Genomic DNA, 12,136 nt, shown 5'->3' with positions numbered 1-12,136 from the left:
GTTCCTTATTGCGCGGCGGTCTGGCGGCGCGGAGAATAGATGCTGGAGGGCAGATCGTAGCCCCACTGTTTGAAACGGTCCGAATAGAGCGAGCGCAATCCGGTCGGGGTAAAATCACCGATCAGCTTGCCGTCTTTTCCGGTGCCTTCGATTTCGTATCTGAAAATTTCCTGCAACGAGATCACATCGCCTTCCATGCCGGCGACTTCGGTGATGGACACCATCCGGCGGGAACCGTCCTGCAATCGTTTGGCCTGAACAATCAGGTTCACAGCCGACGCGATCTGCGAGCGCATGGCGCGCAGGGGCATTTCAACGCCGGTCATGGCGATCATGTTTTCCAGACGGGCAACCGCATCCCGTGCCGAGTTGGCGTGGATCGTCGTCATTGACCCGTCGTGGCCGGTATTCATCGCCTGAAGCATGTCGATCACCTCATCGCCGCGGGTTTCCCCCACGATGATCCGGTCGGGGCGCATCCGCAGGGCGTTTTTCAGACAGGCGCGGGCGTCAACTTCACCTTTGCCTTCCACGTTCGGCGGGCGGGTCTCCATCCGTGCAAGGTGTTGTTGTTGCAGCTGAAGTTCCGCCGTATCCTCAATCGTGGCGACACGTTCGTCATTGGCGATAAAGCTCGACAAAGCGTTCAGCGTGGTGGTTTTACCCGACCCCGTACCGCCCGACACAATGATGTTCAGGCGGCAGGCCACGGCTGCCTGCAAATAAGCGGCCATTTCATCGGTGAAAGCCCCGAATTTAACCAGATCGTCGATGCCGAGTTTGTCTTTTTTGAATTTCCGGATGGACACCAGCGCCCCGTCGATGGCGATCGGGGGCACCATAGCGTTAAAGCGAGAGCCGTCCTGTAGCCGCGCATCCACATAAGGGTTTGATTCATCAACACGCCGCCCCACTGCCGAAACGATCTTGTCGATCACCCGCAGCAGATGTTTGTCGTCGCGGAAAACCACCCGTGACAGGGAGAGTTTCCCTTTTTTCTCGATAAAAATCTGCTTGGGACCGTTGATCAGAATATCCGCGATGTCGTCGTCTTTGAGCAACGGTTCCAGCGGGCCGAGCCCCGTGACCTCATCGTACATCTCGTTGTTGAGGTTCGTGCGTTCTTCCTTTGACAGCACCATCCCCATTTCCTGCAGCCCGTCCGAACAGATTGCCGCGATTTCGCGGCGCAGGTCTGCTTCAGAGGCGCTTTCGATGGCGCCGAGGTTCAGGTTTTCGAGCAGCCGGGTGTGCATATCCAGACGCACATCCATCAGTTTCTGGGCGCGACGTTCCTCACGGCTGAGATTGTCCGGCTTTGCCTTTGCAGCCGGCACAGCCTTGGGAGGCGCTTTAACGACCGCAGGCTCGGGCGCAGCCGCTTGAGGCGCTGCAACCATTTCGGGGGCTTCGCCGGCGTCTGTCGGTGCCGGTTTTGCGTCCGGCTTTTTGTATCTCTTGAACATCTTGTACTCCCCGTTACTGGGCGTCTTCTTTTACGAGTTCGGATAGTGTCTTAGCGATCTTGAATATTTCCTTACGAAGCGGATTTTTAGCGGCGATTTCTGCCAGCGGCACGCCTTCATCTCCGGCATTTGATACCGGTTTGCCCCCGTCGGGAAGGTGGTAGCGGAATTCGATTTCCAGACTTTCCGCCATCCGTTTAACCCGTTGTTTACCAGACATATCGGTAAATTTCGGGGCGCGGTTCAGGGCGAACTGGACCTTTTCAATCGGCAGATCTTCGGCTTTGAGCGTGCGCACGAAACGCAGCGCGTTCTGGGCGCAGCGCATGTCGAGTTCGAGCACGCCAAAATACAGTTGTGCCTCTTCCAAAACGGTTTCGGACCAGCTTACCAATGCTTGCGGAACGTCAACGATAACAAAGTCATAGCTTGATTTTGCCAGCGTCAAAATATTCTGGATGCCATCCGGTTCTACAAACTCCAGTGGCAGCGCGTCGATGGGGGAGGACAGCACGTCGAGCCGGTCTTTATAGGCCGTCATGGCCTGTTGCAGACCTGTTGCGTCCGTGGCAGCGGCATCGGACAAAAACTCGAACACCGCCTCAGAGCGGGGCACGTCAAGATAGGTGGACACAGCGCCATACTGGAAATCGAAATCGAGGATACAAACCTTTTTATTCTCTTTCTCGCTAATTTTCTGCAGCTCCCAGGCCAGATTGGCCGCGAAAGTGGTCGCTCCGACACCGCCGCCAAGCCCGTAGACCGGCAAAACGATTCCACTGCGTGTGGTATCAGCAGGTGGCATGGCGACACTGACAGGCGCGGCTGGCGGGGGCACCGGAACGTTGGAAATCCGTTCAATCGCGTCGTGCAACGCCCCTTCGGGGAGCGGGTAGGGCGCGAAGTCATCGCAGCCCATGCGCATCAACTGGTGCAACGCAACGGTGTTCAGTTCGTTCGGGACAAGGATGACCTTGATGCCGCGATCGCTGGCCGCACGGATTGCGTTGGCGACAGGTGTCAGATCCTGTTCATCCTCCTTGTCCACCGCAACGGTGACAAGTTTCAGATCCTTGCCGATTTCCGAATTCAAAGCCGCTTCGGCAGCTTCAAACGTCAGAGCGCCCCAATTCTCGTCGAATTCGGTCTCCATATCTTCAATCAGAAGATCGAACGCTTCAATGTCGCGTGCGATGGCGCAGGCAATGACTTTATCCGCGTTCTTGTTTTCTGTTTCGGCGCTCATACCCTCGTTCCACCCAAATGCGGGAGTTTCCCCGCTTGTTTTTTAGCGCGTAATGCGCCCACTCTTCACATCGGAAATATATTAAAATTGTGGTAATATTTTGTTTGATGCGGGCAATTTTAATGAAAACGCTGCCCGCATCAGGGAAGCTGAAAGCTGTTATTCTTTAGTGTCTTCAGTCGTGTAGGTCGTCGAGATATACTGATCGTAGACAAATTTAGCGTATTTTCCGTCCAGATCAGAGGCACGGCCCTTGCGGGCAAAACCGTAGACTTCGGTTACTGTGCGCCGGTTAGCCCGGCTCGGGCCTTCGGTCAGCACAACAGGACGGGTTTCCCCGAAGGAGGCAACAGCCTGAACCTTGCGCCGGTCTACGCCCTGACTCACCAGATAGTTCACAGCCGCCACGGCACGTTGTTTACCAAGACGGCGATTGAAAGCATCCGAGCCGACCTTGTCAGTGTGGCCATAAACGCGGAATACGATCTGGGGGTGTGCCTTGATCCACTGGGCCTGACGGCGCAGCTGGCTTTGGGCGGTTGCGTCCAAAGCTGCGGAATTAAAGGCGAAATTGATCTGTGCCGGCGCTTCCGCTGCAAATTTGCGCGTCAGGTTGGCCGCCATTGTGCCCAGTTCACCCGAAAGCACCGCAACATTGTGTGCCGTGGAAACCCCAAGGTTGGCGTCGTTGATCTCGGACCCTGCTTCCGGCCCGATATAGGCGAAAGAATTGTCAGTAACCGAACAGCCGGCCAGCAGGAGCGCCACAACGGCGGAGGAGGTGATTGATACCGTTTTCATGTGCCTTACTCCATCACATAGCCGTAAGAACCAGTGAAGTCTTGGGAAGACACTGTTCCTGTGGCGCGTTTCACGGTTTTGCCTTTGCGATTTCCGGTCACATTCCCCAAGAGGAACAATTCGCTCTCGTTAGGGATTTTCACACGGTCTGTCGGCAGGCTGAGGCTGTCGCCATTCACCGGCGTCACAAGATGTGGCGTAACGATCACAACCAGTTCGCTCTGGTCGCGGGCGTAATTGGCACTGCGGAACAGGGCGCCAAGGATGGGCACATCCCCGAGCCAGGGCACTTGGGATGCCGCGTCAGAGAAGTTGTCTTGCAACAGACCTGCAATCGACATGCTTTGCCCGTCACGCATTTCAACCACGGTGGTCGCCTGACGCTTGGAAAACGCCGGAATGACAGAGCCGCTGACCGTGATGGATTGCGTCGGGTCCAGTTCGGACACCGCGCTTTCAATGGTCAGGTTGATCAGGTCGCCGTCTACCACGATGGGCTTGAATTTCAATTCAATACCAAAGGGTTTATATTCAATTGTGATACCGTCGCCGTCCGCTACAGGGACGGGAAACTCACCCCCGGCAAGAAAGCTGGCTTCGTTGCCGGAAATGGCCACGAGGTTCGGTTCCGCAAGCGTGCGGACCAGACCTTTGGTTTCCAGAGCTTCCAGCATCAGGTTGATCGCAAGATCACCCGAAGAGAACCCCAAAGAGAAGGCGCCCTGTTGTCCTGTGGTTGCCACGCCAACTCCGGTTGTTGTCGGGGTCTGGAGCAGGGAGCCGGTGCCGATCTGGGCCACGGGGCTGTTGCCGGTAATGTCGACGCCGATGCTGGCAGACAGGTTTTTTGCAACACTGCGTTGCATTTCTGCAAAGCGCACTTTCAGCATCACCTGCTGGGAGCCGCCAACCGTCATCAGGTTGGTCACACGTTCCGGCGCATAGCGTTCCGCCAGATCCAGCGCACGCGCCAGTTTCTGTTTACCCGATACGCGGCCCGACAGCACGATGCCGTCATTGGCCGTGCGGACTTCAATAGGTTCGCGGGGGAGGATCTCGCGCAGGCGTTCCTTGAATTCCGCAAGATCGGGGGACACATGGACGTCTACGTTGGTGATCAGCTTGCCGTCCGCTGCCAGAAGTGTCAGCGTGGTGCGGCCAGGTGATTTTCCCAGAACATAAATGGTCCTATCCGACAGCGTCGCGATGTCCGCGATGCCCGGATTGGCCACTGATAGTTCTGCGAAGGGCTGGTCGGATTCCATGACAATGGCACGGTTAACCGAAACTTTAATACTGCTAGTGGTCGCGCCACGCATAATTTTCAGCACATTCTGCGCTGCTGCCGGTGGTGCGATAATGCCGGTTGCGCATATGCCCAACAGGCCCGCTTTTAACAGGTTTTTAATATTCATGTGATCCTGCCTCTCTGAACCACTACTGCTTTGGTCCGGGTCTTTGCTGCCCGATTATTATCGAGCACACTGCTCCAATTGGGTTTTATTATCAAGATTCAATATTTTGTAAGGGGCAGTGTATGTTGAAACGGGGCAACAGTGTCACAGTATTGTCCCTGATTTTGCAGCAAAACGGGCGCCGAAGCGCCCGTCAGTTCGGTGCAATCGAGTGTTCGCGGGGTCAGTTGGAGCAGGGGATCGGGATTTCGATCACTTCCGCACCCCGACGGGTTTTGATGGTGCAGACCTCTTTTTCGACCAGTTTTATCTGCTCGCGACCTAGCAGATCGTCTTTGGTGATCTCGATCTGTTCGGAGGTTGTTTCATCGTCGATGCCGCGCAGGGACAGCAGCAGGTTGCCTGTGGATTGGGCCTGAACCAGCGCCGCAATGGTCTTTACATCGGCCGCGACGGTCACTGTCCGCGCAACAGTCGGGCGGTTGCGGGTCGCATCGGCTTGCTGGTCAATCGCGATCAGCTCCAGTCCGTTCAGGATCAGTTTGGTAACGGTGTCATTTTCCGTTTTGCCGGTCCAATACACGTCTACTTTGTCACCGGGGCGCAGGAAGCCGGAGACACCGGAGGCCACGTCAACACGGATCGCAAAGGCACGCATACCTTTTTCCAGACGGGAGGACACGCCGGCATCTTCGCCCAAGCGGGTTACTTTAGAGGCAAGAATAGCCTCGCCAGGTTCCATAGTCCGCAGCACAGTGCGAAATTCGTCGTCATCTTTGCTACCGATCAGGGCTTCCAGTTCGGAAAAGGAATTTTCCGGAATCGCCGCCAGCGGAAATTCTACCGCTTTGACATCTTCTTCGGTCAAGGGTTTGCCGTATTCCAGAGTGTTCGCCGCGACATAGACTGTCTTCAGGTCGATTTTCTGGACTTTCGGCGTGTTTTTCTGTGCGAGAGCGGCTTCATATTGATTGAAACGCTCCATCGCCATGTAGACGGCACCACCTGCGATGGCGACACCCATAATTAGCACTAATGCAAAAACCATACGCATGTTCTTCACCCGCTCTTCTTGTATGTGTTTACCCGATTGAACTCATCTATCCGGTTGAGTTGCGACCCGTGGCAGCGCGCGATTAAATGCAAGCCGCCTGCAAAACCTGTGTTCGGGAGCATATTTTAACCTGCTCCGGAAACGCCTGCACTGTTCCACCAAAAAAAAGCGCGACCCGATCCATGATCGTTCGCGGCATACAAATCTTTTTGTTTTGCTGCCGCCTTGCGCGGTGGAGAGCGAAGGGCCGCCGGCCCTTCGCTACAGCATCAGTCAGCTTAGGATACGGAAGTCGCGGACAGCTGGGTGTTGATGTCGGAGGCCAGATCTTCCATGCCGCCGCGGATCGCTGTCACAACAACGCCACCAACCAGAACCAGTGCAGCTGTCAGAACAACCCAGTCTACAGTTACAGCGCCGTCTTCGTCTTTTGCAAATTTAAACAGTTTCATTTTTGAACCCTCCAAGGTCACATTTAAGTTTTTCTCTTTAGACCCGGCTAACTGGGAGAGAGCGTTCTCGTCAATGCTCGGCCCGTCGTGTCTATGAAGCTATTTATACTGGGAAATGTGACCACAGTTTGGCGCATAAACTTGGAAATTCTAGGAAATTAACTTTTTGTCAGAGAAACGCCAAAATCCCTTAGTTTTCGATACTTTACTTGTGAAATTATTTTCGGTCCCGATGGATTCCGTTAGGGTGTATGGGGAGTTTTGGCAAAAAAGCCACAGTTCAAACACACAATCTCCTAGCTTTGCGGCCGCTTTTTTGCGATTCCTTGGAAAACAAAATCAAAAGAGCAGAGCAGTGACAGGTTTTCCCGCATTCAAAGCGGCGTGTTTGGCCGGAGCGATCAGTCTTGCCGGAGCAGCCGCCCCGACAGTAAGCGCACAAGGCATCACGTTCAAGAAGGTGGGCGTCCCCGGCAAGGCCGCCGGCAAGCGCATCAATGTGCAGATCACGCCGGAGGAAGATTATTACAAACGTCTTCATCGCGAGAAGATGGAAAATCAGAAGACCAAACCGCCACAGGATAAGCCCGAAGCAACAGTGGCCACGGTCAAGCCGACCGATTTGCAAGACTGGTTTTGGGATGACAATTCCCCTTTGATGACCGCAGCGGCCTCCGGGCGGCTGGAAAAAGCCCTGCAAAGCCTTAGCAGAAATCCTGCCCATTCTGCGCGTCTGTCCCCCAACATCGGGCATATGCAGTCTCTGGCCGATAAATACGGCGGCAGTATTCTGTTGGCGACTTTAGGAAAGAATGTCTCGCCCGCCTTCGTTCTGGCAGTGATTGGTGTGGAATCGGCCGGACGTGCGGATGCGGTCAGCGGGGCAGGGGCTGTGGGGCTGATGCAGCTCATTCCTGATACGGCAGCGCGGTTCAACGTGACTGACAGCACCGATCCGGCGCAGAACATCAAGGGTGGTTCGGCTTATCTGGACTGGCTGTTAAATGAATTCAACCGCGATCCGCTGCTTGCCCTTGCCGGATATAACGCGGGAGAGAATGCCGTGAAAAAACATCTCGGCGTGCCGCCCTATCCCGAAACCCGTGCCTATGTGCCCAAAGTGGTCGCGGCATGGCAAGTCGCCCGCAGTCTGTGTATGACTCCGCCAAAATACGTCACGGACGGATGTGTCTTCAAAACAAGAGCCAGTAAATGACCAACAAAAGACCGCTAGCCGTTGATATAGACGGGACGTTTCTGAAAACCGATATGCTGTTTGAGGGGTTTTGGCTTGCCTTGGGCAAACAGCCGATGAAAACCATCAAAACCGTCTTTCGCCACTTTAAGGACCGCGCCCGTCTGAAACGGGAGATTACCGAGCTTGCAGATGTGAACGTCGAGTTGTTGCCAGTCAATCCCGACATTCGGGCCTATATGGAAGAGGCCCGCGCTGACGGGCGGGAAGTGATCTTTGCTTCGGCCAGCGACACGTCTTTGGTTCAGAGACTGGCGGACCACCACGGGGTTGAGGGGACGCACATCGGCTCTGACGGAGAGGTGAACCTGAAGGGGGACGCCAAGGCCGCCGCTTTGAATGCCCGCTTCGGAGAAGGGCAATACGCCTATGCAGGGGATCAAAAGCTCGACTTCAAGGTCTGGAAATCTGCCGGAGAGGCGATCGTCGTGGGGCGTCACCCATCCGTTGTGCGCCAGTTAAAGGCGGATGGCGTCGAAGTGGTGCAGGTTAAAAAATCATGGTCCCGCCGCTCGCTCGCTATGGGGTTGCGGCCCCATCAATGGGTCAAGAATGCGCTGTTGTTCCTGCCGCTGATCGCCGCCCATTCCCTTGATCCCATGTCGATCATGCGGGTGATACTGGCGATTGCGGCATTCTCGGCTGCGGCTTCGTCCATCTATATCGTCAACGATCTGCTGGATCTGGAGGCAGACCGACAGCACCCTAAAAAGCAGTTCCGCCCGCTGGCTTCGGGCAATGCTCGGATTCCCGATGCCATGTTGATGAGCTTTGCGCTCGGGGTGTTCGCGCTTGGGGTGGGGTTCATCATTGGCTGGGCGCTCTTGGGGGTGATCGCGCTTTATATGCTGTTGTCCCTGTCCTATTCCCTGAAGCTGAAGAAAATGCGCTGGGTGGATATTGCGACCCTTGCTGCCCTTTATACCCTGCGGGTGATTGCTGGCGGGCTTGCCGCGCAGGTGACGGCCTCGGGCTGGCTGGTGGGCTTTATCTTTCCGACCTTCCTTGCGCTTGGCTGTGTCAAGCGGCTGACGGAACTGACCCTTGCCAAATCGGATGGCAAGGTGCCCGGACGGGGCTATTGCAAATCCGACCGCGAGGATCTGGTGAATGTGGCGGGCCTTGGGGTATTTTTTTCGCTGCTGGTGTTCCTAATGTACACGTTCAGCGGCACAGCGGCGACGCTCTATCAGGATATCTGGATGCTGCGCCTAGCGATTATCCCGCTTGCGCTGTGGCAGATCCGTATGGTGCTGCTGGGTTGGCAGGGCAAACAGGATTACGACCCGATTGTTTTTGCCATGCGCGATAAATCCGGTATCGCAATCATCGCGGTGACGGTGTTGATCCTGTTCTACGCCGCTGGCGAAATCGCCTGAGCTTCGGGCGGCTTCAGACCGATAGTTTCTTGAAAATCGGCTCGGGGATGGATTTGATAATCGCCATGATGTAGCGCCAGAAGAATGGCGTGTAGAGCGTATTTTTACGCTTTTCATGGGCGGTCCACAGATCCTGCGCGATCTGGTCGGGGCTGGCCACAAGGAACATGCCCTCTATTCCCCAAGTCATTGCCGTGTCCACAAACCCCGGCTTCACGGTGACAACATGTCCGCCGCTGCGGTTCAGACGGTTGCGCAGGCCAGACAAATAGGTGTGAAAACCGGCCTTGGCCGCGCCGTAGGTGTAATTCCCGATCCGGCCGCGATCCCCCGCGACCGACCCGATCCCCAGAACCGTGCCGCCCTTCCGCTCCTCCATGATCGGGGCCAGTCCGTGCAGGAAGTTCACGGGGCCGGTAAAGCTGTCCTGAATGGTCAGATCACCCGTATTCGGGTCTGCGTCTACATCCCCCTGCGGCGCCATCGAACCAACGAAAACAGCGGCGTTAATGATGCCGTCATTAGCTTTGGCGGCGTCATAGATCGGCGCGAAGCTTTCGGGGTTGCGCACGTCAAATAGCACAGCCGCCGCCGAAGCTGCCCCCCTTGCGAGACAATCCGTAGCGGTCCGGTCAAGATCATCCTGATCCCGTGCGGCAAGAACCAGATGCGCCCCTTCAATGGCCGCTTTGCGGGCGAACGCGCGGCCCATAGCGGAACCAGCGCCAAGTATTATCCAAGTCTGGCTCATGCGGGGTCCCTCAGTTTCAGGCGGCGGATAAGATCGGTTTTGAAGGCGCCTTCCGGATCGGCTGCCTCGACGGTTTTCTGCCACTCCGACAGCTCGGGATACATCAGACGGGCCTGCGCCGCGGTGGCCAGACTGTCTTTGGCGAAATAAATGCGGCCTCCGGCTTCGGCGGCCAGTGTGTTTAACTGGGCCACCAGCGCACGGGATTTTTCGCTGTTGGGGAAGTCCAGCGCCAGCGTGAAACCTTCCATCGGAAAGGAGAGGGAGCCAGCCCGTCCCGGACCCGTGCGTTTCAGCACGGCAAGTGGCGAGGCAAGTCCCGCATCCGCAATCAATCGCAGCATATCGCGCAGGGTGCGTTCGGCGGTCTCATCGGGCAGGACGCATTGGAACTGGTGGAAGCCGCGCTTGCCATAAAGCTTGTTCCAGTCGTGGATTTTATCAAGCGGGAAGAAAAAATCCTTCAGGCTGCGCAACACGCCGCGCCCCTGTTTCGGGATGCGGTTGAAATACATGCGGTTGAACAGCCGAACCGTTGGCGGGGACAGTGCGAAAGGCGGGGCATTGAACGGTACCTTGCGCGGTTTGCGCAGCTTCGGGGCCATGTTGGAGCTGGTCAATTCTGCTTCTTCCATAATGCCCCGTCCAAGGTTCTGACCATTTGCGGTGCCATCAATCCAGCCCACGCAATAGGTCGCGGTAGAGGATTTGAGCATCTCCATGAACTCTGCCAGATTTGCCGCGCGGCGTTCGTCCACTTGTATCAGTCGGGACGAGCAGGGGATCATCTGGATTTTGGCCGACAAGATCGCACCCGTTTGGCCCAGCCCGCCGATTGTCGCTTTGAACAGGGCCGGATCGCTTTGGGAGGTCACGGTTGTGGTCTTGCCGTCCGCGCCTGCCAGTTCGATTTCCAGAACATGCTGGCCAAAGGTGCCGGCCTTATGGTGGTTCTTGCCGTGGACATCATGTGCGATACAGCCGCCGAGCGTGGCAAATCCGGTTCCCGGCATCACCGCAGGCATCCAGCCTTTTGGGGCAAATGTGTCGAGCATATCGGTAATGGAACAGCCCGCTTCGGCGTGCAGAATGCCGGTGTCTGCGTCAAAACCGATGAAGCGGTCCAGCCGCGTCATATCAATGGCGCGCCCGTCGCTGTTCACCGCCGCATCCCCGTAGGAGCGTTGCGCACCGATGGCAGGGGCGGGCGTGTCGGTGAATATTACTGACAGGGCAGCGGGTTTCTCAGGGCGGGCGAGTTCGGCTTTCCCAGATAAAACACGGCCCCAGCCGGTCAGTTCAGCGGTTTTCCAGCGCATGTGGCCTCCGTGCGGCAGCGGTTTCGGCTATCGGGAAGATCAGTACACCCAGCCCGATGGCAAACCAGAGTGTGGTGATGCGGATAATGGCAGTGGCGGGCAGGGCGATTTCCAGCGGAACCCCTTGCAAGGACAACAGTGCAAGCATCGCGGCTTCGGCACCGCCTATGCCGCCGGGCAACCCTGTGGCGCCTCCGGTCATCATGGCAAAGACAAAGATACCGACACAGGTCCAGACCGGCAGGCCCGCGCCCATCCAGTCCAGCAGCAGGTAAAAGGCGTAACCTTCTGCGAACCAGCCCAGAAAGCCCAGCGCGAAGGCGGGCAGCGCAATGGCGGGTTGGGAAAACGGCCTCAGCGAAAGCGCCGCGCGGCGGGCGCGGGCGAACAGACGTGGCTTGCGTCCAATCAGCTTGAACAGCATGGTAACGCACCAGCGGAACAGGGCAGGGCGCGTGGCGATAATAGCGGCGAGGATTGCGATAATGGCAACAGGGATGCCGCCGTTGATACCGCCGGTCATAACCAGCATCGCAGCCGCCAGCAGCAGGCCGGAGGAGGCGAGATCAGCCGCGCGATCTACCAGTACCAAAGGCGCGGTGCGTTCCACACTGGCGCCGGTTTCACGGTTGATCCAGCGCACCCGCACCAGTTCCCCCAGTCGTCCCGGCGTTATGGTCAGGGCAAAGCCGCCCAGATAATGCCGCAACACCTGTAAAAGCCCAAGGTCCAGCCCGAGTGCGCGACCGTACAGGAACCAGCGAAAGGCGCGGAAGGTGTAATTGACCAGCGACAGGGCCAAGAGGATTCCGATTTGCGTCAGGGACAAGAGGGTAATCTGGTGCCAGATGTCCTCTCCGGAGGCGGTGGCAAAGGCCAGCACACCGCACCCCAAGAAAATCGCCAGAACGATCAGGGTGGAGCGATATGGATGCGCGCCGTTCATTGCGGGTGTCATTGTCTCTGCCTCGGGCGGTCTGTCGTTGTGCCGCGTTCCC

11 protein-coding genes are annotated in these 12,136 nt (G+C 56.9%); 2 read left to right on the top strand and 9 right to left on the bottom strand.

Translation table 11 applies throughout. The features are described from left to right. Positions 1 to 5: 5 nt before the first annotated feature. The 6 genes from BFV97_RS10870 to BFV97_RS18870 all read right to left on the bottom strand — a co-directional run bounded on the left by BFV97_RS10870 (position 6) and on the right by BFV97_RS18870 (position 6,434). On the bottom strand, positions 6 to 1,466 hold the full coding sequence (locus BFV97_RS10870; RefSeq protein ID WP_069300390.1) for a TadA family conjugal transfer-associated ATPase: 1,461 nt from the start codon (positions 1,464 to 1,466) through the stop codon (positions 6 to 8). A gap of 13 nt (positions 1,467 to 1,479) precedes the next feature. Further along, positions 1,480 to 2,712 carry a CpaE/TadZ family protein gene (locus BFV97_RS10865; protein WP_069300389.1) on the bottom strand — a complete coding sequence of 411 codons (1,233 nt, stop codon included), beginning with the start codon at positions 2,710 to 2,712 and terminating at the stop codon, positions 1,480 to 1,482. Positions 2,713 to 2,871: 159 nt separating this feature from the next. Continuing rightward, positions 2,872 to 3,513, bottom strand: coding sequence for an OmpA family protein (locus BFV97_RS10860; protein WP_069300388.1), 642 nt, complete (start codon positions 3,511 to 3,513; stop codon positions 2,872 to 2,874). A 5-nt stretch (positions 3,514 to 3,518) separates the two neighbouring features. Beyond that, a complete protein-coding gene (locus BFV97_RS10855; protein WP_069300387.1) occupies positions 3,519 to 4,928 on the bottom strand; it encodes a type II and III secretion system protein family protein in 1,410 nt (469 codons plus the stop codon). 223 nt (positions 4,929 to 5,151) lie between these two features. Then, a complete protein-coding gene (gene cpaB, locus BFV97_RS10850; RefSeq protein ID WP_069300423.1) occupies positions 5,152 to 5,982 on the bottom strand; it encodes a Flp pilus assembly protein CpaB in 831 nt (276 codons plus the stop codon). 278 nt (positions 5,983 to 6,260) lie between these two features. Further along, a complete protein-coding gene (locus BFV97_RS18870) occupies positions 6,261 to 6,434 on the bottom strand; it encodes a hypothetical protein (RefSeq protein WP_172827912.1) in 174 nt (57 codons plus the stop codon). Between the two features lie 166 nt (positions 6,435 to 6,600). On the opposite strand from BFV97_RS18870, the gene BFV97_RS10845 reads away from it, so the two are divergent. Together BFV97_RS10845 and BFV97_RS10840 are read left to right on the top strand one after the other, a co-directional pair. Next, positions 6,601 to 7,650 carry a lytic transglycosylase domain-containing protein gene (locus BFV97_RS10845; protein ID WP_245667704.1) on the top strand — a complete coding sequence of 350 codons (1,050 nt, stop codon included), beginning with the start codon at positions 6,601 to 6,603 and terminating at the stop codon, positions 7,648 to 7,650. Then, positions 7,647 to 9,068 carry a UbiA family prenyltransferase gene (locus tag BFV97_RS10840; protein ID WP_069300386.1) on the top strand — a complete coding sequence of 474 codons (1,422 nt, stop codon included), beginning with the start codon at positions 7,647 to 7,649 and terminating at the stop codon, positions 9,066 to 9,068. Before BFV97_RS10845 ends, BFV97_RS10840 begins: the two co-directional genes overlap by 4 nt. 13 nt (positions 9,069 to 9,081) lie before the next feature. Here the strand turns inward: BFV97_RS10840 and BFV97_RS10835 are convergent, their stop codons facing one another. From BFV97_RS10835 to BFV97_RS10825, 3 genes are read right to left on the bottom strand one after another with little or no spacing between them, the layout of a single operon-like run. After that, on the bottom strand, positions 9,082 to 9,819 hold the full coding sequence (locus BFV97_RS10835) for an SDR family NAD(P)-dependent oxidoreductase (protein ID WP_069300385.1): 738 nt from the start codon (positions 9,817 to 9,819) through the stop codon (positions 9,082 to 9,084). Further along, positions 9,816 to 11,138: an FAD-binding protein gene (locus tag BFV97_RS10830; RefSeq protein ID WP_069300384.1), complete on the bottom strand. Its 1,323-nt coding sequence runs from the start codon at positions 11,136 to 11,138 to the stop codon at positions 9,816 to 9,818. Before BFV97_RS10830 ends, BFV97_RS10835 begins: the two co-directional genes overlap by 4 nt. After that, positions 11,119 to 12,096, bottom strand: a complete 978-nt coding sequence (locus BFV97_RS10825; protein WP_069300383.1) for a lysylphosphatidylglycerol synthase transmembrane domain-containing protein — start codon at positions 12,094 to 12,096, stop codon at positions 11,119 to 11,121. Before BFV97_RS10825 ends, BFV97_RS10830 begins: the two co-directional genes overlap by 20 nt. Between the last annotated feature and the right edge of the window lie 40 nt (positions 12,097 to 12,136).

Origin of the sequence: Neptunicoccus sediminis (genome assembly GCF_001719615.1) — a bacterium.
Classification (GTDB): domain Bacteria; phylum Pseudomonadota; class Alphaproteobacteria; order Rhodobacterales; family Rhodobacteraceae; genus Amylibacter; species Amylibacter sediminis.
Note: the sequence above shows the minus strand (reverse complement) of the source record. Positions and strands in the feature narration are given on the sequence as shown.